Source organism: Pedobacter nutrimenti (genome assembly GCF_003208655.1).
GTDB lineage: Bacteria > Bacteroidota > Bacteroidia > Sphingobacteriales > Sphingobacteriaceae > Pedobacter > Pedobacter nutrimenti.
This window is the reverse complement of the sequence record NZ_QKLU01000007.1, coordinates 257,990-280,202: the sequence shown is the minus strand read 5'-3', so window position 1 is coordinate 280,202 and position 22,213 is coordinate 257,990. Positions and strand designations below refer to the sequence as shown.

At 43.3% G+C, this 22,213-nt stretch carries 16 protein-coding genes; 3 read left to right on the top strand and 13 right to left on the bottom strand.

The features are described from left to right. From B0O44_RS19300 to B0O44_RS19290, 3 genes are all read right to left on the bottom strand, one after another. Window positions 1-2,376, bottom strand: coding sequence for an ABC transporter permease (locus tag B0O44_RS19300; protein WP_110833739.1), 2,376 nt, complete (start codon window positions 2,374-2,376; stop codon window positions 1-3). A 1-nt stretch (window position 2,377) separates the two neighbouring features. Continuing rightward, on the bottom strand, window positions 2,378-3,076 hold the full coding sequence (locus B0O44_RS19295) for an ABC transporter ATP-binding protein (protein WP_110833738.1): 699 nt from the start codon (window positions 3,074-3,076) through the stop codon (window positions 2,378-2,380). A gap of 96 nt (window positions 3,077-3,172) precedes the next feature. Beyond that, a complete protein-coding gene (locus tag B0O44_RS19290) occupies window positions 3,173-4,417 on the bottom strand; it encodes an efflux RND transporter periplasmic adaptor subunit (RefSeq protein ID WP_110833798.1) in 1,245 nt (414 codons plus the stop codon). Between the two features lie 176 nt (window positions 4,418-4,593). On the opposite strand from B0O44_RS19290, the gene B0O44_RS19285 reads away from it, so the two are divergent. Together B0O44_RS19285 and B0O44_RS19280 are read left to right on the top strand one after the other, a co-directional pair. Then, window positions 4,594-5,967, top strand: a complete 1,374-nt coding sequence (locus B0O44_RS19285; protein WP_110833737.1) for a sigma-54-dependent transcriptional regulator — start codon at window positions 4,594-4,596, stop codon at window positions 5,965-5,967. A 5-nt stretch (window positions 5,968-5,972) separates the two neighbouring features. Beyond that, window positions 5,973-7,331, top strand: a complete 1,359-nt coding sequence (locus tag B0O44_RS19280; protein ID WP_110833736.1) for a sensor histidine kinase — start codon at window positions 5,973-5,975, stop codon at window positions 7,329-7,331. Here the strand turns inward: B0O44_RS19280 and B0O44_RS19275 are convergent, their stop codons facing one another. From B0O44_RS19275 to B0O44_RS19230, 9 genes are all read right to left on the bottom strand, one after another. Continuing rightward, on the bottom strand, window positions 7,332-8,603 hold the full coding sequence (locus B0O44_RS19275) for a glucose-1-phosphate adenylyltransferase (RefSeq protein ID WP_110833735.1): 1,272 nt from the start codon (window positions 8,601-8,603) through the stop codon (window positions 7,332-7,334). 12 nt (window positions 8,604-8,615) lie between these two features. Next, window positions 8,616-10,022: a glycogen synthase gene (locus tag B0O44_RS19270; RefSeq protein WP_110833734.1), complete on the bottom strand. Its 1,407-nt coding sequence runs from the start codon at window positions 10,020-10,022 to the stop codon at window positions 8,616-8,618. A 284-nt stretch (window positions 10,023-10,306) separates the two neighbouring features. Beyond that, window positions 10,307-11,557 carry a sulfate adenylyltransferase subunit 1 gene (locus tag B0O44_RS19265; RefSeq protein WP_110833733.1) on the bottom strand — a complete coding sequence of 417 codons (1,251 nt, stop codon included), beginning with the start codon at window positions 11,555-11,557 and terminating at the stop codon, window positions 10,307-10,309. Beyond that, window positions 11,557-12,462 carry a sulfate adenylyltransferase subunit CysD gene (gene cysD / locus B0O44_RS19260; RefSeq protein ID WP_110833732.1) on the bottom strand — a complete coding sequence of 302 codons (906 nt, stop codon included), beginning with the start codon at window positions 12,460-12,462 and terminating at the stop codon, window positions 11,557-11,559. The genes B0O44_RS19265 and cysD overlap by 1 nt, the downstream gene beginning before the upstream one ends. A gap of 13 nt (window positions 12,463-12,475) precedes the next feature. Beyond that, window positions 12,476-13,180 carry a phosphoadenylyl-sulfate reductase gene (locus B0O44_RS19255; protein WP_110833731.1) on the bottom strand — a complete coding sequence of 235 codons (705 nt, stop codon included), beginning with the start codon at window positions 13,178-13,180 and terminating at the stop codon, window positions 12,476-12,478. A 51-nt stretch (window positions 13,181-13,231) separates the two neighbouring features. Then, window positions 13,232-14,695, bottom strand: a complete 1,464-nt coding sequence (locus tag B0O44_RS19250) for a TSUP family transporter (RefSeq protein WP_110833730.1) — start codon at window positions 14,693-14,695, stop codon at window positions 13,232-13,234. Between the two features lie 12 nt (window positions 14,696-14,707). Further along, window positions 14,708-15,496 carry a uroporphyrinogen-III C-methyltransferase gene (cobA, locus tag B0O44_RS19245; RefSeq protein WP_110833729.1) on the bottom strand — a complete coding sequence of 263 codons (789 nt, stop codon included), beginning with the start codon at window positions 15,494-15,496 and terminating at the stop codon, window positions 14,708-14,710. Beyond that, window positions 15,480-17,582, bottom strand: a complete 2,103-nt coding sequence (locus B0O44_RS19240) for a HEPN domain-containing protein (protein WP_110833728.1) — start codon at window positions 17,580-17,582, stop codon at window positions 15,480-15,482. The genes cobA and B0O44_RS19240 overlap by 17 nt, the downstream gene beginning before the upstream one ends. A gap of 227 nt (window positions 17,583-17,809) precedes the next feature. Next, on the bottom strand, window positions 17,810-18,634 hold the full coding sequence (locus B0O44_RS19230) for an alpha/beta hydrolase (protein WP_110833726.1): 825 nt from the start codon (window positions 18,632-18,634) through the stop codon (window positions 17,810-17,812). 201 nt (window positions 18,635-18,835) lie between these two features. Here B0O44_RS19230 and B0O44_RS19225 point away from each other — a divergent pair, with 201 nt between their 5' ends. Then, a complete protein-coding gene (locus B0O44_RS19225) occupies window positions 18,836-19,609 on the top strand; it encodes a hypothetical protein (protein ID WP_110833725.1) in 774 nt (257 codons plus the stop codon). Window positions 19,610-19,629: 20 nt separating this feature from the next. Here B0O44_RS19225 and B0O44_RS19220 read toward each other — a convergent pair whose 3' ends face one another. Beyond that, complete coding sequence (locus B0O44_RS19220; protein WP_110833797.1) at window positions 19,630-22,086, bottom strand: glycoside hydrolase family 2 protein; 2,457 nt, start codon at window positions 22,084-22,086, stop codon at window positions 19,630-19,632. Between the last annotated feature and the right edge of the window lie 127 nt (window positions 22,087-22,213).

Here is a 22,213-nt window from a genome sequence, read left to right as displayed (position 1 = left end):
TCATTCATATTTTAAAGCATCAACAGGGTTTGCTTTGCTCACTTTAAAAGATTGAAGGCTTACAGTAAACAATGCAATCAATACAGATAAAACCGCAGCAATAGCAAAAGGAAAAACTGAGATAGAAATCCTGAAATCATAATTGGAAAGCCACCTGCTCACAATGACATAGGCCAATGGAAAAGCAATCAGATTGGCAATGAATACCAGTTTAATAAAGTCTTTATTCAAAAGCAGAAGAATATTCACAGAGCTCGCACCCAATACCTTACGAATGCTGATTTCCTTTTTACGCTGCTCGGCCATAAACAAAGCAAGCCCCAGTAAACCCAAACAGGAAATAAAAACCGCAAAACCTCCAAACCAATTGGATAAGGTACCCAGCAGTTTCTCATTCCGAAACTTCTGCTCAAAGTTTTCGTCAACAAAATGCCGGTCGGCCGGATATTGAGGATTTATGATTTTAAGCTGATCATCAATAAAATCAACCGCTTTGCTCAGGTTTTGTTCTGCAGGTATTTTAATCAGAATAACGGCAGATCCGTCAGATCCCATATCGGGCGTATGGGAAATCAACAATGCATTGCTCTTTTGATAAGGGGATTCAAATATATAATCTTTAATCAGGCCAATAATTGTAACAGGCCGTCCGTCCCATTTGATCACCGATCCGACAGGTTGCCGGTTTCCCATCGTCTTGGCCAAGGTCTCGTTGATCAGCACACTGGCAGAATCGGCAAATTTTTCGGAGAAATCCCGGCCAGCAATCAATTCCATCCCTGTGGTTTTGATCAGGTCATACCCTGTATTCCGGTAACTGACCAGGACTTTTTCTTTTTCATTTTTTCCAGGCCAGGAAACCCCATAACCGTTATTGCCCCAGCCCGTCATAGACAGGGAGGAATAACTGACCCCACTGGCATAACCGGATTTCAATAAATTATCTTTAAGAACCTGAAATTTGGAAGCCATTTTCAAATCGCCCTGAACCGGAATTTCAATCAGGTTATTTTTATTATAGCCCACAGGTTTATTTTTGATGTAATTCAACTGCTGATAAATGACGGTGATGCAAATGATCAGACAGACGGCAAAAACAAATTGAGACACCACCAGAAACTTACGGATAGACAGGGAAGAATTTCCAGGCAAGGTAAATCCCTTCAGTACTTTTATCGGATCAAAAGAAGACAAATAAAAAGCGGGATAACTGCCGGCAATCAAGCCTGTAAATAAGGTCAATAAAATTAAAACAGCCCAAAATTTCCATTCCATATAGGCAATTTCCAGGGATATGCCCAATAGTCCATTAAAATAAGGGAGTGCAATCTCGATCAGCATAAAGGCAAAAACCATACTGATCAGTGCCAGTAATACAGATTCCATTAAAAACTGACTGACCAGGCTTTTCCTGGAAGAACCAATGGCTTTTCGGACCCCAACTTCCCTTGATCTTTTTTCAGACCTGGCCGTGGAAAGGTTCATGAAATTGACACAGGCAATTAACAGGATACAAAATGCCAGCAATAAAAAAATCTGCAGCTGTTGGATCTTACCTCCTACAGATTTGCCGTTTTCAAAGGTACTGTATAAGTGCCATTTGGATAAAGGATGTAAAAAAGCCTCGCCATTACTGTCTTTATCGCCTCTTTTTATCATTCCCTTAAGCTGCGTATTGGCTGCACTGAAAAAACTGTTGTCCTTCAGCAGTAGGAAAGTCATACAGAAATTACTGCCCCATCCGGCAGTTTTGACCCATGAGTTCTGTTTCTCATACAGAGTCCAGGGCAACAGATAATCAAACTGTATACTGCTGTTTTTAGGCGCATCTTCAATTACTCCCTCTACTTTTAGATACTCCGTCTGCGCAAGCTTTACAGTTTTATTCAACGGATCTTCTTTACCAAAAAGGGCGGTTGCCATGGATTTTGTCAAGACCACCGAATTGGGGTTTTTCAAAAAATCAGCGGCGTTGCCCTGTAATACCTTGTAATCGAATATTTTCAGAAAATTGCTATCGGCATAGGTCACTGATTTTTTAAAGTTATGTTGATTGTAACTCAACAGTTCGCTTGCTGACCAGGAAATATGTGTGGCCTGTAGCACACCGGCAATTTCGGCCTTCGCTCCTTCAGCCAGTACACCTGGAGTAGCGCTCACACTAAAAATACCCCCGTTGGCCTTCTGGTTGTTGTACACCATATAGGTGTCTTTGTAATTTTTAAACTGCTTATCATAACCCCATTCGTAATTAATGTACAGCAACAAGATCATACAGCTGGCCAGGCCAATAGAAAGCCCACCTACATTGATCAGTGTATAGGCCTTGTTTTTCCAGAGGTTGCGTAAAGCAATTCTTAAATTCAGTTTAAACATTTCAGATCAGTTCTTCAGTACGTCCTTTATTTACTTTTTCCGAGATCACATGCCCATCTTTCAAATTGATGATCCGGTTGGAGAAGCTGGCATCATGAGAAGAGTGTGTCACCATGACAATGGTTGTTCCCTGTTCATTCAACTCACAAAGCAATTCCATCACTTCGTTACCATGTGAACTGTCCAGGTTTCCGGTAGGCTCATCGGCCAGTACCAGCTTGGGCTTGGTGACCAGTGCCCTGGCTACGGCCACACGTTGCTGTTGCCCACCCGATAATTGCTGTGGAAAATGCCCGCTTCTGTTCACAATATTCATCCTTTCAATGATCTCGTTTACCAACTTTTTGCGCTCGGTTGCGGCAATTTTATTATAGATCAGGGGCAGCTCAATATTTTCAAAAACCGTCAGCTCATCGATCAGGTTGAAATTTTGGAAAACAAAACCCATATTCCTTTTTCTGAAATTGGAACGTTCCCGGTCGTTCAGTTTCAAAAGTTCTGTTTCCTGAAACTTATAACTGCCGCTTTCCGGTTTATCCAGCAAGCCCATTACATTCAGCAAGGTAGACTTGCCACAACCAGAGGGTCCCATAATAGAAACAAATTCCCCTTCCTTAACGTGGATGTTAATGCCGTTTAATGCCGTAGTTTCAATTTCTTCAGTTTTATAAACTTTTTCTAGATTTTCAATTTTGATCATTGCCTTAGTTTAATATGTTTTCCAAATGAGGCTGAAAGTCCTGTTCAACGCACCTGATACAGTGTCTTCCAGCCTTTATTTATATTGGGTAATTGTTTATTTATTTACTTGTATAATATCGTACTGGTTAAACTGGTCGTAAGAGGAAGTAATCACTTCTTCATCCTTTTGCAGTCCTTCCATGACTTCATAATAAAGGAAGTTTTTCCGCCCAATTTTAACATTGCGCTTTTTGGCCTGTCCGTCTTTGAGTACAAAAACCCAGGCGCCGCCTGTGCTCTGAAAAAATTGTCCCTGGGATAACAATAAAGATTTACTGTTGTCCGACAAGGTCAGCTTGGTCTGTAAAGATAAACCTCTTCTTAAATCTTCAGGAGATTTCCCCTCAAAAACCAACTCTACCTGGAATTGTCCCGCAGTTACTTCGGGAATAACTTTCCGTACCGTCAGCTGATAAGTTGCGCCATTAAACTCACAACTGGCCTTTTGTCCTTCTTTCACTCTGTTTACATAATATTCATCCACTCCAGCTTGCAGTTTATAGCCCTGCATCACGTCAATTTTGCCCAGCATCTCATTCGGATTATAAGATTTACCGATCACTGGATCGTAAGAAGACAGTCTCCCGGCCACTGGTGCCTTAATGGTCATATTCTCTATATTTTTACGAATGGTTTCCAGACTTTCGTTCATTCTTCTAACCGACACATCTATTTGACTAAGCTGCATCTGCCTGCTTTGGTTTTCCTGCTTGATGGCTTGTTTCAAAATGGCCCTGCGGCCTAAATAATATTCATAATCCTGACTGGACGCACTGAATTCTTCTTTGGTAATCACCTTTTTAGAGTACAGGGTGCTATCTGCCCTGTATTTTCTGGTGGCAGAACGCAGGCTGTTTTCAATGACCATCATGTCCTGGCTCATGACCCGCTGGTTCTGCTCCAGATCCAGTCTTACTTTGCGCAGCTGGTTAATCTGCTCGGTAATACTGGTTTCACTACTGGTATAATTTGATAAGGCCCTTGGATTGTCAATCCTGAGCAAGGGGGTACCTTTTGTAACCGAGGCACCGTTTTCTGTAAAAATTTCCGCAACTGTTCCTCCTTCAGAAGAACTCACAATTACAGAAGTCAGGGGAACCACACTTGCATTCAACAAGACCACATCTTCAAAATCACCATATTTCACTTTACTGATGGTAACTTTATCGGCATCCACTTTATACACTTTTTTCAGGGACAAATTGTAACCGTAAGCAACAAGGCCTAAAAAAACAAGTCCGCCGACCATCATCAATATGGTCTTTTTATTAAATCTTTTTTTCTCTATTATTTTGTCCATTTCCATTTTCAGGCTTATTGTTCTGCAGATAGCCAAGGCTGTGCCAAAGGAATCAAAATAATTATATCACTGTATATCAATACATTAAAAGAATAACAAAGCCAAAACTGTTCATATCCGGACAGTCTATGTGCATCATCGAACACTTTCTATTACTTTTGAGCAAAGCTATTTTTATGATCGAGGCAACAATTTTAGTTATTGATGATGATGATGACATTCTTTTGAGTGCAAAATTATTTTTAAAACAGCATTTCAGACAGGTCATTACCTGTAAATCTCCAAAGGAAATCAATGTTTTGCTGAGCAGGAATGAAATTGATCTTATTTTGCTGGACATGAATTACCAGAAAGGGGCCAGCGACGGAAGAGAAGGTTTGTATTGGCTGGAACACATCCTTTCCATTGACCGGGACCATGTTGTCATCCTGATGACTGCTTATGGCAATGTAGAACTTGCGGTCCAGGCCATTAAAAAAGGTGCCACGGACTTTATACTGAAACCCTGGGAAAATGAAAAGCTATTTGCCACCCTGTCCTCTGCTTCCAAATTAAGACAATCCACAAAAAAGGTAAAAAAACTGGAAAAAATCCATACTTCCCTTCAAAAGGATATGGCCAGACAGTTTGACCATATTGTGGGTGACTCCGAACCTGTCAAAAAACTGCAGCATGTTTTGGTTAAAGTTGCACCTACTGATGCCAATGTATTAATACTTGGAGAGAACGGAACGGGGAAACAGGTATTTGCTTATGAACTGCACAAACATTCTCAAAGAAAAAACAGCATTTTCATGCATGTGGATTTGGGTTCTCTAAATGAAAATCTGTTTGAAAGTGAGCTTTTTGGTTATGCCAAAGGGGCTTTTACCGATGCTAAAGAAGATAAACCCGGTCGTTTTGAGCTCGCTGAGGGAGGAACTATTTTTCTCGATGAAATTGGAAACCTCTCCCTGGCGATGCAGGCAAAATTACTCAGTGTTTTGCAAAACCGCACCGTCACCCGCCTTGGAGAAAGTAAGGAGAGAAAAATCAATGTGCGGCTGATCACCGCAACCAATATGCCTTTAAATGAAATGGTTACACAAGGCACCTTCAGACAGGATTTATTGTTCAGAATCAATACCGTAGAACTTCTGCTTCCGCCACTTTCACATCGCGGGCAGGACATTCTGTTGCTCGCGGAACATTTTCTGCAAAGTTTTAGTGCCAAATACCATAAGGTTCTTCATAAATTTGATTCTAAAGCACAAAATATGATGCTGGATTATCATTGGCCAGGAAATGTCAGGGAATTACAACACGTCATTGAAAGGGCTGTTATCATGTCTGACGGGTCCCAGATTGGTGCCGAGGATTTGCAGTTGAGCCCGCAAAAATTTGGCGGAGCAGCAGCCCCCCTTCAAACCGACATGGCCCTTGGTGATATGGAAAAGTTAATGGTTCAAAAGGCCATTGATAAACATAAGGGCAATATTTCCAGGGCCGCCGCAGAACTTGGCCTTACCCGGGCCGCATTATACAGACGCATAGAAAAATTTGATCTTTAATTTTGATGTTCTATAAAAATTTCACCTTCCAGCTCCTGATCAGGTTAATTTTTATTAATGTCCTGGCTTTTCTTCTGCTATACCTGATCCGCAATACCGAACTTTGGTTTACCATTTCCGGCATCGCTGTCATCTTTATTGCAGCTATAATTTCATTATACCTATATATTAATGAAATGAGGGAAGACATCCGCAGGTTTATCCTTGCAGTGAAAACCCAGGACAGTACCATCAATTTTAAAAACAAAGTAACCCGGGGAAGCTTTCCCGAACTGTATGAATCTTTTAATGACATTATACAAATGCATAAAAGCATGCAATTGGAAAAAGACTCCATGTTCCAGCTCATTAAAACCATTTTAGAACAAGTCCCCGTTGGGGTCATTGTTCTTAAAGGAAAGGAAATTGACACCGAGCAGTCTGAAATCGTTTTTTTCAATATGGCAGCCAGTGGCCTGCTCCAGGTGCCGGCTTATAAATACTGGCACAGGCTAAAAACACACACACCCTATTTTACCAGGGAAATTTCCGCAATAAAAGAAGGGGGTAAAAAATTCATTGAACTTAAAATTCAGGACAAACTGATCCAGCTCTCTACAGAGGTGATTCCCCTGAACCTTTACCATACCGATTACCTGATCGTCTCTTTTCAGAACATTAAAGATGAGATCGAGCAGAAAGAAGCAGAAGCCTGGAACAGGTTAATTGGGGTCATTTCCCATGAAATTTTAAATTCCATTACCCCCATCAGCTCTTTATCTGATACGGTAAACAGCATGGTGGCAGATAAAACGATGTTGGGTGCAGAAGACCTGGAGGACCTTAAACCCGCCTTAAGAACTATAAAAAGAAGATCAGAAGGCTTGCTGGACTTTGTAAAGGATTATCGCCTGATTGCAGAACTCCCAACCCCGGTTATGGAAACCCATACCATAGGTGAAATTTTGCAACAGATCAAAGTGCTCATGCAACCTTTTGCCAGCGGAAAAAACATTCAGCTAAAAATCGAACAAACTTCTTCAAAAATCACCTTAAAACTAGACCTTAAACTCATTGAACAAGCCCTGATCAATCTGGTGACCAATAGCATTTATGCCGTTGAGGACATGGAACATCCGGTCATTGAAATTAATTACAGGCTGGAACAGAATAAACTTTTCCTGGATATTTCGGATAATGGCAAGGGCGTCGACCCCGAAATGATTGATAAAATATTTGTTCCTTTTTTCACCACCAGAAAAAATGGTTCGGGTATTGGACTGACCATTACCCGAAACATTATGAAAATGCACAGGGGAAGTTTAGAGGTGAACTCTGTTCCATTTGAAAGAACAACTTTTTCCCTGGTGTTCCGTTACCAATAATTATATTCTGGTCCCGTCGGGAATGGTGGCCCCTTTTTTCACGACCACAATTCCGTCTTTAACGGCATAAGTACTAAAATCTCCATTGGCCAGGTGCGGTCCTCCCTGAATGTGTACATCATTCCCGATTTTACAATTCTTATCTAAAATGGCATTCGAAATCACACATCGCTCCCCGATACCAATCAATGGGTTACCCAAATCGGTTTCCTGTTGGATCTCTTCCAGGGTCTGATACATGTCACTGCCCATGATGTAGGCATTTTCGACTCTTGTACCCTTCCCTATTCTTGAACGGATGCCAATAACGGTATGCCGGATGTCATCAGCCTGCAGAATACAACCTTCTGCAATGACGGTTTTATCGAGGGTGGTTCCCAATATTTTGGAAGGAGGCAGCATCCTTGGTCGGGTAAAAATACTGTGGTTGCTGTCAAACAGGTTAAATTTTGGAATGTCATCTGTCAGTCCAAGGTTCGCCTCAAAAAAGGAAGAAATGTTACCGATATCTGTCCAGTAACCTTCATATTGGAAACTCAGTACTTTATAGGTTTCAATTACCCTTGGAATAATTTCTTTACCAAAATCCTTTTCATCTGCATTCTCTGCAAAAATACTGATTAGCAGATCCTTATTGAAAATGTAAATCCCCATGGAAGCCAGAAAATTACGCCCCTCGGCCTGCATGGCTTCCCCGGTATCCGAAGACCAGTCTTTAAGTAACTCTGCAGCAGGTTTCTCTATAAAAGAAGTAATCACATTTTCATCATTCGCTTTCAGAATGCCAAAATCCGTAGCATCTTTTGCGGTCACCGGAATGGTTGCCAGGGAAATCTGTGCCTCATTACGGATGTGCTCTTCCAGCATTTCATTAAAGTCCATTTGATACAACTGGTCGCCCGAAAGGATCAGTACATACTCAAATTCATGGTTCAGCAGGTGGTGCATGGTTTGGCGTACCGCATCTGCAGTCCCCTGGAACCAGGTGGGGTTGTCCGGAGTTTGTTCGGCCGCCAGGATGTCCACAAAAGCATCACTGAAATGACTGAAATGATAGGTGTTCTTAATGTGTTTATTTAAAGAAGCGGAGTTGAACTGTGTCAGTACAAACATCCGGTGTATGCCCGAATTCAGACAATTAGAAATGGGAATATCCACCAGGCGGTACTTACCTGCAATGGGTACCGCTGGCTTGGAACGGGTCTGTGTAAGCGGTGATAACCTGGATCCCTGGCCACCGCCAAGGATAACACCCAATACTTTTTCGGTCATATGTATTCAATTTTATATTTGGTATAAGTCAATATATTGCTGGGCCGCCCTATCCCAGGAATGGTCCAGCTGCATCATGAACTTACGGATCTCCTTTAGCCTTTTTTCTTGCTGGTAAAGGTCGTAAGCCCTTCCTATGGCATGCCCTACATCCCAGATGCTGGTCTGGTCATGACAAATGCCAAATCCACCGTCACCAATATCCGTTACCGTATCTTTCAAACCACCGATCCGGCGCACAACCGGAACCGTGCCATAACGCAGGGCATACATCTGGTTCAGTCCACAGGGTTCAACCCTGGAAGGCATCAGCAGAAAGTCGGCCCCTGCATAAATCTGGTGGGACAATTGTTCATTATAACCGATGTAAGCATTGTAATGATGAGGAAACAGATTTTTAAGGTGCGTTAAACGTCCTTCTACATGAGGATCTCCGGACCCCAGTACAAGCACACTGATTTCCCCCTGGAACTGATTTAACGCATTATAAAAAATATCCGGCAGCAAATCTGCCCCCTTTTCCCCAACTAACCTCCCTATAAAAGTAAACAATGGTTTCGACGGATCTAAACCAAAAACAGCACATAAAGCCTGTTTGTTTACTTTTTTTCCATTTTCTGAAGTTTTTACTGTAAAATTCTGTTCCAACATGGGATCCTTTGCCGGATTCCAGACTTCATTGTCTATTCCATTAAGGATACCCGTCGATTTCCCCCTTTCCTGTGCAAAGAGACTTTCCAATCCGCCAGCCTGATGGCTGATCTCCTCGAGGTAACTTGGCGAGACGGTACTGACCCTCCAGGCGCATTTTATCGCAGCTGCAAGGGGATTAATCGCCCCCCGCCAATCCAGAAGACCGGATTTCCAAGTATCAAAAGGAGGCAGATAATGTAGTTTGTCCCAGCCAAATTGTCCCTGGTACTGGGCATTATGAATGGTGAGTACGGTTGGCACATGGCTTAATCTCCTGAAACGCGGACAATAAGCCATCATAAAAGGAATCATACCGGTATGGTGGTCATGACAATGGACTACATTGGGTTGGTGTTCCCATTGCTCCATCCAGTCCAGTACAGCAATCTGGAAAGCAAGAAACCTTTCGGTATCGTCTTCATATCCGTACACTTGCGGCCGGTCTGTTAAACCGGCAATATGGACCAGAAAGAGGTCAAAGCCCAGCTTATTGGTTTTTTCCCGGAAAATACGGACCGTAAAATCCCGGAAGCCCAGTTTGCCCCAGCCATCGTATACCACTTCAAATTCGTTTCCCTGCATAAAAGGGCTTTGGTAGGCTGGCATAACGACCTTGGCAAAATGTCCAAGTTTCTGCTGGTATTTTGGTAAAGCACCAACTACATCTCCCAAACCGCCAACTTTGGCCACAGGATAACACTCGGCACTCACATGTATAATTTCCATAATCTGATGCTTTCAAAAACAAAGTCAAATTAGGGATTAGAATACGTAAAGCAAATATTTAGCAAAAAAATAATTCAGTAAAATTGTCAGCAGCAATTCACAGAAAATCAATTCCCACCAAGATACCGGATCGGCCTTATCTATGTTTCCGGCAGGAAAACATTTTTAGTCCGTTATAGGTCCGGTTTTTTTAATAAATATCCGGCCCCATAACGGATTTATACCGGACTCATACCGGACTCATCCACTATTTGTCTTTAAATCACGCAGCAGTTTTTTGAACCTCAATCCACTGCTTTACGGAACATCAGCGCCGCCACGGTCAAATTGGTCCGGCTGTCGATCAGTATGGCCGCCCCGTTTGCTTTATTTTCAGCATAAAGGTCAAAAGCAAGCTCATCGGCAGTTTTCAGGACGACCCGGCCAATATCGTTCAGCTTAAAATCATAGGCTTCCTGTTTTTCAAGGGTATTGATGTCCACTTTATATATGATTTCCCTGATTTTACATTTGCTGACCTTACTGTTGTGCTGGATCAGGTAAGTGATGCTTTCATCCAAAGGACGGGCATCCATCCAGCAAAGGTCGGCCTCAATTAACTGGGAACGCTGCGGTAAATGAGCAGAATTCACCAGGACATCGCCGCGGCTGATGTCAATATTGTCTTTTAAATGGAGGGTCACACTCTGACCAGCATGGGCCTGCAAGGTTTGTTGCTCAAAAATTTCGATCCTTTCCAGTACCGAACTGTTTCCTGATGGCAATACGGTGATCTGGTCATTGACCTGAAAAGAACCACTCAATATTCTTCCTGCATAGCCCCTGTAATCATGAAGTTCCTGGGTCTGTGGCCGGATGACCCACTGTACCGGCATGCGTGCCAGATTATAAGGCAGACGATCCTCTGCATCCACACTTTCTAAAAAATGAAGCAGGCTAACGCCGGAATACCAATCCATATTTTGCGATTCATTAACCACGTTATCTCCCTTTAAAGCACTGACAGGAATAAAGGTAACCTCCTTTAAATCCAGCCGGGCTGCAAGGCTTTTATATTTTTCCGTAATGGCATCGAATACGGTTTCACTGTAACCCACCATATCCATTTTATTCAAACATACCACCACATGCTCAATACCCAATAGGGAAACCAGATAAGAATGCCTGATGGTCTGTTCAACCACCCCGTTCCTGGCATCAATTAAAATAATGGCCAGTTTCGCTGTTGATGCACCAGTCACCATGTTCCTGGTGTATTGAATATGGCCTGGGGTATCGGCAATAATGAATTTCCTTTTACTGGTCTGGAAATATTTGTAAGCCACATCAATGGTAATGCCTTGCTCTCTTTCTGCCCTTAAACCATCGGTCAAAATGGCCAGGTCAATACTTCCGTCATCATTTTTGCGGTTGCTTTGCTGTAAGGCCTCCAGCTGGTCTGCCAGAATAGAATCTGTATCATACAACAACCTGCCAATCAGGGTACTTTTACCATCATCAACACTTCCGGCTGTAAAAAATTTCAATAGGTTCATTAAAAATACCCTCCTTTCTTGCGGTCTTCCATGGCGGCTTCAGAAACCTTATCGTCCATTCTTGCCCCGCGTTCACTAATTTTTGATGCACTGATCTCTTCAATAATATCGTCCAGTTCGGTTGCCCCAGACGCAATAGCCGCCGTGCAGCTCATGTCACCCACCGTACGGAAACGCACTTGCCTTCGTTCCACAACATCTTCCTGATCCATATTTAAAAATGGGGAGGCAGCCATCAATTGTCCGTTTCTGGTGATACAATCCCGCTCGTGTGCAAAATAAATAGAAGGCAATTCCATTTTTTCTCTTTTAATGTAATTCCAAACATCCAGTTCTGTCCAGTTGCTAATGGGGAAAACACGTACATTTTCGCCTTTATGGATTTTTCCGTTGTAAATGTTCCAGAGTTCGGGACGCTGGCGTTTGGGGTCCCACTGACCAAATTCATCCCTTACCGAAAAAATTCTTTCTTTGGCCCTCGCCTTTTCTTCATCTCTTCTGGCCCCGCCGATACAGGCATCAAAACCGTGTTTAGCGATCGTATCCAGTAATGTTACCGTTTGCAGGGCATTTCGACTGGCATTTTTTCCTTTTTGTTCGATCACTTTTCCCTCATCAATAGAATCCTGCACATAACCTACGATCAACTTTTCGCCAATCCTTTCTATCATCTGGTCCCGGAAAGTAATCGTTTCCTGAAAATTATGCCCGGTATCAATATGAACCAGAGGAAAAGGAAATTTTCCGGGGCGAAAGGCCTTTTCTGCCAGTCTGACAAGTGTGATCGAGTCTTTGCCACCCGAAAACAGCAGCGCAGGTTTTTCGAACTGTCCGGCCACTTCACGTAAAATATGAATGGCTTCTGCTTCTAACTCGTCTAAATAATCTAAATTAACCTTACTCATTTTGTTTAAAATCTTATGAAGTGACATGTAAGCCACATTCTTTTTTTGACTGATCTTCCCACCACCAGCGCCCGGCCCTGAAATCTACTCCATCGCTTACAGCCCGTGTACAGGGGGCACAGCCAATACTTGGGAAGCCTTTGTCGTGCAAAGGGTTGTACACAATATTGTTCTTTTTCACATAAGCTTTTACCGCTTCCAAACTCCAGTTGAACAAAGGATGAAACTTGAGCAGCTGATGGGAAGGGTCCCATTCTATATTTGACATATCCTGGCGGTTTGGGGATTGCTCCGCACGGATGCCTGTAATCCAGATCTTTTTATCTTTCAGGGCACGGCCCAGGGGCTCTATTTTTCTGATGTGACAACATTCTTTACGGTTTTCAACAGATTCATAAAAACTGCTCGGCCCTTTGCTGTCCACCATATCCTGCAAGGCAGCTGTCTGCGGAAAATAGGCCCGGATTGGCTGCTGATAAATTTCCAGCGTACGGTTCCAGACATAATAGGTTTCCAGAAATAAACGGCCTGTTTCCAATGTAAATACTTCTATTGGCAACTTATTTCTAAAAATCAGGTCTGTGATCACCTGATCTTCCCAGCCAAAACTGGTCGAAAAAGTAACCTGTCCGGGATGGCTTAGGGCAAAAAAACGAAGGGCTTCCAAAGGGTCCTTGTCTTTTATGGCTGCTGCTGTAGCTGTTAAATCGCGTTCCATGTTGATCTTATTATTCAGTTCTTTATGGTATTTTTCTTTCTTTAGGAAAGATTAAATCATTTTTAAAATAAAGCTTAGGATACTCCTGAGGCTCACCAGGATCACAATAATGCCTACGGCCACCATAATGGTTTTAACGGATATTTTATTGGAAACCCTTGCTGCAATCGGGGCTGCCAGTGCACTGCCGATCACCAGTCCGGCAACGGCTTCCCAATGTGCCCCGTTCAGCATGGTTATAAAAGTCAGCGAACTCATGGATGCAATAAAAAACCGGGTAATTTTTACCGTTCCCAAAGAGAACCTGGCATTTCTTCCGCCTGCGATTAAACTGGACAAAACAATAGAACCCCAGCCTCCACCGCCTACTGCGTCTATAAAACCACCAAAGAGACCAAGTAAAGAGATCTTTTTGATTTTACCATTTGTCCTTCGGCGGTTTACGTTATAGGCTTTGGACAGGATCACCCCACCCAGAATCAGTGTATACAAAGAAACCAGCGGCTTGGTGTACTGGCTATAATGTTCCAGCGAAGACAAAAGATAAGCTCCTGTTACCGCACCCAGAATCCCTGGAATGATGAGAAGTTTAAACAACTTCCAGTTCACATTGCCCATCCGGTAATGCATCCAGCCCGCAATTCCATTGCTGAGTATCTCCGACAAATGCACAGCCATACTTGCTGAGGCCGGCGGAATACCCATGGCCAGGGAAAAGGAAGTGGAGGTTACCCCATAAGACATTCCAATGGCACCGTCTATCATGGCAAAAACAAAACCACCCAGCAAAAACCAATAGAACACGGGGTTCAAATTGACCAGAAAAGACTGAAAGGCAGGCTCTTTATGCCAAAAAACTGCAACAACTACAGCAATCGACAATACAATCGTAGTCCAGACCAACCATTTTAAACTCAATCTGGACGCGCTTTGTTTCTGGTCTTCCATCAGTACCGAAGTGACCTTATTGAGTTTCTTTACTTTTGAAGTAAAATCACCTTCCAGTTTATTTCTTAGTTCCTGCATTTGTTGTAGGGTTATGTTTAATTCATCCGGTAAACCGGCATTTAAAGTCTCTTTTAACCTTTTGGCGATCGTCGGTGATTTTCCATTGGTGGAAATCGCAATTTTAAGGTCTCCCTTTTTTACGACGGAGCCCAAATAGAAATCACAAAGCGCGGGTTTATCTGCAAAATTGACCAGGATTTTTTGAGCACTTGCCGCCTGACGGACCTGTTCATTCAGTGCCTGGTTATTGGTCGCGGCAATGACCAGGCCTGCCGTTTTCAGATCCTGAGGGTCAAAAGCCCTTTCCAGCACCTGGACATTTGGAAAACCCAGCGCCAGCAGTTTCACTTCCTCCAAAACCTGCGTTGCCACAACGGTCACCCGGGCATCAGGGCTATTGCTCAACAGGGCATTCAATTTTTCCAGCCCAATGGGCCCTGCACCAATAAGCAGCGTATGGATCGTATTCAATTTGATAAAAACGGGAAATAAGTGGTTGCCTTCCAAAATGCTGCTGATTTAAATTTCTGCTTTCAACACCTGATAAAATGCCTTGATCGGCTGGAAAGAAGGATGTAAAGCAACCACCTCCCCAAAGACCAGTAAGGCCGGAGCTTTGATCCCTTTTTCTTCCACCAGTTCTTCGATTGTGTCCACAATCCCTACGGCCAGCTTTTCTTCTTTTGTAGAGCCACTTTGTATGGCAGCTACAGGAAGTTTGCTTTTGCCTTCATTTTGAAATAAGCGGACAATCTCTTTGAGTTTACCCAGTCCCATCAGCACCACTACAGTCGCTTTGGTTCTGGCAGCCTCATAAAGATCACTGGAAATATGCCCGGAAGCAGTGGTACCGGTAACTACCCAAAAACTTTCACTCAGGCCCCGGTGCGTAACCGGAATTTGCTGCAGCCCCGGAACGGAAATGGAACTGGACAGCCCGGGGATTACCTGTACCGGAATACTGTAGCCGGCCGCGTAATCGAGTTCTTCATAGCCCCGGCCAAAAACAAAGGGGTCCCCGCCTTTTAAGCGAACCACATGTCCATAGTTTAAAGCATAATCGACCATTAGTTTATTGATCTTTTCTTGGGAAAAGGAATGTTCACCAGATCTTTTGCCTACATAAATCCGGATGGCCTGTGGATTACCGTAAGACAGTATCCCTTCGTCCACCAGGGCATCATAGAGAATCACATCTGCCGATTTTAAGGCATTTGCCCCTTTCATTGTAATCAGTTCCGGATCTCCCGGCCCGGCACCTACAAGGGTAATCCGGGGTTCTTTATTTATTTTAACCGTGCTGCTCATTGAACTGCGCCTCCCTTTTCGCTTTTATGGTCTGATAAAATTCTTCTGCCTGTTCCAGGTAAGTGGTCGCAAAGGCTTCGGATGGTTCGTGTTTATTGATTTGTAAAACCAGTTCAGAGAAGGAACTTCCCAATGGTATTTCCCCGTTTTCGACATAATTGCTGTCAAATTCCCGGATGACCCCGGCCTGGGTACTGCTGTTGATGCCTTTGTCCAGCAACAGGGCTTTTGCGGTATTCACCAGCACACTATAGCTATGGTATATGGCATCTGACCAGGCACCGGCCTGGTAAGAAGCCTGGGCCCAGCCTAGTTTTTCTTCTCCCTCCAGCAGCAATGTGGCCACCAGATCGATCACTACACCCGCGCATTCACCCACCCCAATGGCGGTTTCAAAGGTTTCCTCATGGCCCCAGTCTACAAATTCCTCTTCTTTTAAATTGCTCAGATCGGCCAGGGGTTTCAACAACTGGTAAAAATGATCTTTGCTTAAGCGGTCATAATAGCTGTGAAAACTTTCTGAAGCCTCAGCCTGCTGATGATAATCGTCCAGTATTGTTCTCAGTACAGCAGTTGCCCTTTTGGAAGGCACTTTAATCACCCTTTCAGCAACCCTTCCTTCTCCGTTTCCAACGGTTCCGCCTCCAAGCATGACCTGCACGGCAGGCACCACTTTTCCATTCGCCTTTACTGAACTTCCGTGAAAACCAATGTGCGCCAAACCATGCTGGCCACAGGAGTTCATACAGCCGCTGATTTTAATTTTAATGTCTTTGTTATAGGTCAGTGAAGGATATTCTTCATAAACCAACTCTTCCAATGTTGCCGCGAGTGACATACTGTTGGAAATTCCAAGGTTACAGGTATCTGTTCCCGGGCAAGTGGTTACATCTGCCAGACTGTCAAAGCCCGGGGCAGCAAAACCAAGTGCATCCAGCTTACTGTACAACAACGGCAGGCTCTGTTTACGCACAAATTTCAACAGCAAGCCCTGGTTTTGGGTAATCCTGATCTCATCGGCTACATAGGGCTGTATGGCCTCTACCAGGTCCCGGGCCTGAAAAGTCCGGATGTCACCGACACGTACTTTTACATATACCCCATAAAAACCTTGCTGTTTTTGTTCAAAAACATTCGTGGCCAGCCAGTGCTGGTAAGCCAAACCAGGGGCTGCAATGGTTTCCGGCAGGTCGGTTAACGCAGGAGGTTCCGGCAGGCTTACTGCCTGAAGGTCCACCTTATAGCTTTTGGATTTATTGGCTATCCTTTCTGCTTCTATCAATTGTAAAACTTCTTCCAGGCCCAGTTTCTGCACCAGGTATTTCAGTCTTGCTTTATTTCTGTTGTTTCTTTCCCCGTAGCGGTCAAACACCCGGAGCACCGACTCTGTATAAGGGATCAGCTGATCTTCAGGTAAAAACTCATGTACCGCAGAAGCAAGGAAAGGTTGAGCACCCAAACCACCTGCAAAAAGCACTTTAAAGCCTCTTTCTCCTTTTTCATTTAATTTAGGGATAAAGCCAAGATCATGGATATAACTGAATGCGGTATCTTTTTCTGTAGAAGAGAAGGAGATTTTAATTTTCCGTCCCATTTCCTGACAGATGGGATTTCTCAGAAAATAAGAAAATACGGCATGGGCATATGGAGAAACATCAAAAGGTTCATTCGGATGAATTCCAGCATCCGGAGAGGAAGTTACATTTCTAACTGTATTTCCACAGGCTTCACGCAAAGTAATGTCGTCTCTTTCCAACTGCTCCCAGAGCTCCGGGGTACGGTCCAGGCTTACATAATGCATCTGAATATCCTGGCGGGTGGTCAGGTGCAGGTTTCCGCTGCCATATTCATCGGCCACATCTGCAATTTTCAGCAATTGCCGGAAGGTGACTTTTCCAAATGGGAGCTTGATCCGGATCATCTGTACCCCTGGCTGTCTCTGACCGTAAATTCCCCTGGCCAGACGAAGGCTTCTGAATTTTTCATCATGAATCCGTCCTTCCCTGAAAAGACGGATCTTTTTCTCCAGGTCGATAATATCCTTTTCAACGACAGGATTTTCAAGTTCTGTTCTAAAACTTTGCATGTTAGTCTAAATTTTTGATTAAAAAAAAACTTCTCCGTTGGTTAGACTGAAGAAGCTCCTATATTTTACCCCATAAACAGTCTTAAGCTATGCTTTTACAACATAGGGGCATCATCATATTTTTAATCGTGGTTGTTTTGTTCATGCCACAAATATATAAAGTATATAGGATATATAGTCTTTATAGGCTTAATATTTTTAAAATTTTATTCCAAACCCTTAAAAAACTAGTTTACAAGCGGTTTGACAGCAAAAAATTTTGAAAAATAAAGCAGCTGATAAGCGATAGAATTGGACCAATATGCCCAACTATGGTTACCCGGACGGCTGATAAAGTCGTGGGGAATGTTGTAATAAGTCAGTTTTTCATGCAAGGCCTTATTGACCGGATAAAAGAAATCGTCTTTGCCGCAATCAAAGATCAGGGCCAGTTTATCTTTACTCAGTAAATGCACCATTTCAATCACGCAGTTTTCTTTCCATCTTTCCGGGTAGCTGGCATAAGGTCCCAATCTTTTACTCAAATCCCAGTTTTCCGGAAATGGCCGGAAGTCGACTCCGCCGCTCATGCTCCCGGCGGCACCAAAAACCTGCTGGTGCTTAATTGCCATAGACAAGGCCCCATGGCCCCCCATGCTTAAACCTGTAATGGCCCTGGCACTACGGTCTTTTTTGGTTTTGTAATGACCGTCGATCCACTCAACCAATTCTTTTGAAATATAGGTTTCATATTTCCAACTGCTGTCTTGCGGACTGTCAAGGTACCAGCTTGAGACATTGCCATCTGCACAGACCAAAATCATACGGTATTGATCAGCAGCCTCTTTAATGGCCGGAATTTTATTGATAAAGTTACTATAGTTCCCCCCATAGCCATGTAAAAGGTAAACCACCGGAAAATTCTCTTGCTGATTATAAGTGTCCGGAAGGACCACCACGGCCTTAATCTGTTTTTTCATAGACGGACTGTACGTACTTACAGTATCTACTTTAGCTGCCCACAGACTGGTATTGCAGCACAACAAACACAAAAGGGCAAGGAACCTGTTCATATCATTTCTTTTAAGCAAGTGGTGAAGATATAAAAGAATTCCCAGATAATTTTAAAGGCTTTCTCTACATCTGCCTACCTTTTTAGGTGTGCGGGTAAATCCCAAAAACAGAATAAAACGACATTGCATTAAACATAAAAGAAAATAAATTTTTTATTTCAATAAATCTGATCCACATTAAGCATTCAACAATTAAATCCAATGAAATTAAAATCAACAACAATCCTCCAGCTGATGTTGCTTTTCATCAGCTTGCAAACAGCCTGCAGAAAAGAAGAACAACAAGAAAAAAAGGAAGAAGCCAATGGACCTGTGCTGCCGGTAAAATTCGAGTCACAATCCCGGATCATTCTGTTAAAGTATCTTCCAAACACCAATCTGCTTTCCCAGATTGAAGACAAAAGCGGAACAAAAGAAGTCATCAGGTACACTAAAGACCAGCTCATAAATGGGTTTGAAAGTTATGAAAACGGCAAGCTTGTCTACACGGCCGATTTTTTCCGGGACGAAAAACAACGCCTCATCACCGTCAACCAGTTCAAGGAAAATGGTCCTGTCTCCACGCCAACAGGTTATTACACCCTTGAGTATAATTCCGCTGACCAGGTGAGCAAAATCAAATCCTATAATCCAGGTAAAAAACTGCTCAGCAGCAAGACCCTGCTTTATGACGAACTTTCAAACCTGGTGAATGAGCAAATCGATTTTCCCCTTCCCCAGGAAAGCAATTCTTATCGTTATGATCAAAAAAAAGGCATTTGCAGTGCTATTGCAAATGCCTTTATCCTTTCACTGGAAAGCCGTCATAAATTTTTCGCTTCTGCCGCCCATAATCTTTTGAGCAGAGAAGGTACAATTGCGGCCAAAAATTTCACTTTCCTTTACCAGTACAAAACAAATGACTATCCCGATCAGTTCACTTTAACCGGACAGAATGCCGAAACTTTCCAGATTACTTATCAACCTGCACCTTAATATGATCCAAAAAACATTTTTTACAAATTAACAAAAACGGTTGGCAAGCCTGCAGATTTCACTCCGGCTATGCTTTTGCCACCGTTTGTTTTTAATCTGATCAATGCCCGTCCGTTGTAAAGCTGTACTTTTCTAGAACCGGTAGAAGTCCCCTGGTCCTGGATTAGCTTTCCATCACCCGTTAGGGAAAATTCAACCAGATTAATGGCATCCAGACAAATCAATCCGGCCGCATCCAATGCTTTTACCTGTATGGTCGCTATACCCTCTTTTTCTTCCAGTTTTTCAAGGACCAGCTTTGCTGGTTTAGCCCATTTTTGACTTTGATATTCCTGTACAATTTCATCGGTAACAGTTACTTTTCCTTTTCTGGCCACTACCTTAAAAGTATATTGTCCCTGATTCATCGCTACTTGCCAGCGAAGCCCTGCCGCAGGAAAATTCTGACTGTTTCTTTTCTTTACTCCATAACTTTTACCATTTACAAACAGCTCGGCTTCATCGCAGTTGGAATACACTTTTACCATCTTTTCTTCACCCTCTTCTCCCCAGCGCACCGGCCAGCTGTGCCCATAAATATGCGCCATAGGTGTGCTTGTCCAGTAGGACTGGAATACATAAAAAGCTTCTTTTTTGGTAAAATCCCTTTCCACCACGCCTTTTTGATTCACATAAGGAACCGGGTTTTCGGGCCTGACCGGTGTAGAAAAATCTTTAAACGGCCAGTAAGCAGCGCCACTTAACCATGGCATGGTTTCCTGTTCCTTTAAGTGCCAGTCAATTAAATTGCTGATGTAACTTTCACTCCAGTCGCCATCTTTTGAAACACGGGCAGCACCACCATATAACGAAGCGTCCCCAGCCCTTTCATCAGCACCCCCACCAGTTTTAATTTTACTTAAAGCATTGTCCGGATTTTCAGAATGTCTGCGGGCATGACTGTCACCTCCCCACTCTACATGCAGAAAATGATCTACTTTATTAAACTCTTCTTCAGAAACGGACTTATATTCCGTATAATTCCCACGGTACCAACCTGCCCAAATGGAAGGAGAATAAACATCAACAATGTCTTTACAAAAATCACATCGGCGTATGGCCGTCTTTCTGGAAGGGTCAAGCTGATGGGAAAGGTCGTTCAGCTCTTTCATGAAAGCCCTGATTTTTTGCTGGTCGAATTCAGGAAAATCGCCCGGCCAGTCGTTCTCATTTCCCATTCCCCAGATGATGATGGAAGGATGATTGTAATGCTGTTCCACCATATTGGTGAGCATGCGTTTGGCTTGTTGCTGATAAACCGGGCCACCCAAACCGCCCCTGCACCAGGGAATTTCTTCCCAGACCAGGATCCCTAAACTGTCACAAAGGTTCAGTACAATCCGGGACTGCTGATAGTGCCCCAAACGGATAAAATTGACCCCCATTTCCTTCATCATTTTAATCTCTGTACGGATCATGTCTTCAGTCATGGCCGCAGCAACATCCGCATGGTCTTCATGACGGTGTGTTCCACGAAGCAGCAGGCGTTTTCCATTGAGCATAAAAGGCCCCTTTTTCACAAACTCAAAATTTCTGAAGCCTACCTTCTCAGTCTGGGTATAACTTTCAGCCCCAGCAGTAACCGTCATGCTTACGCTATACAACTGCGGGTTTTCCGGCGACCAGAGTTTTGGGGATTTTATGGTGTTTTCTGTGAGCAGGGAATCGCTTTTAAATGTATTCAGTTGCTTACTGTATTGATAGACGGTTTTACCCGAAGGGTCATTGACTTTAACCTGCACCAGGGCCGAAGCGATATGAGCCGGATTTCTTAAACGGGCTTTAACACTTAGTTGACCACTGGATCCTTTTACATCGGTCCGGGCAGAGGCAAACAATTTATCAACAGACAGTGCAGGGGTATAAACCAGGTTTACATAGCGGTACAACCCTCCATATACATTAAAATCAGAAAGATTGGAAGGAATCATTTCCAGGTCCCTGGAATTATCGCAGCGGATCTCCAATGGAATTTTACCCTTAAACTGCGATTTAAAAACCGGTAATTTTTTAAAATTTTCAATGGCCTCTGTCAAATCAACTGTCCATTCATCATAGCCGCCCACATGCTCTGCTACTTTGGTGGTGTAAATGTATACTGCACTCTTCTGACCTGCACCTTCAAAATGAAGCAGGGTCCTTCCGGTTGAATAGGGATTGCTCAGCTCCAGATTGGTCCGGTACCAGCCTGGACCCTGATAATAATTCACATCCGGATCAACAGCGTCATGTGCATTAAAACAATGAGGAAGCTGTACTTTTTCCCAAATCGGCAAACTTTCAGGGTTGCCTTCTTTTACGGGCCTTACCGCTTCCCATACCCCACCAAGATCTCCCTTAAGAAATTCCCAGTTTTGAATTAAACGCCTCGAAGATTGAGCATTCACCAGTTGTACACAAAGGATCAGCCATCCAAAAAGCAGGTTCTTTTTTAACATCTCTTTTATTTTTTGTTGGTCTATTTTAAGGAAGGCTTCCTTATTTAAGGGCGTTCCGGCCATTAATATAGCCCTAAATTCCTTAAGCAGGGTGCCTAAATTCAAAATTAACCAAAGTGTTACCAGC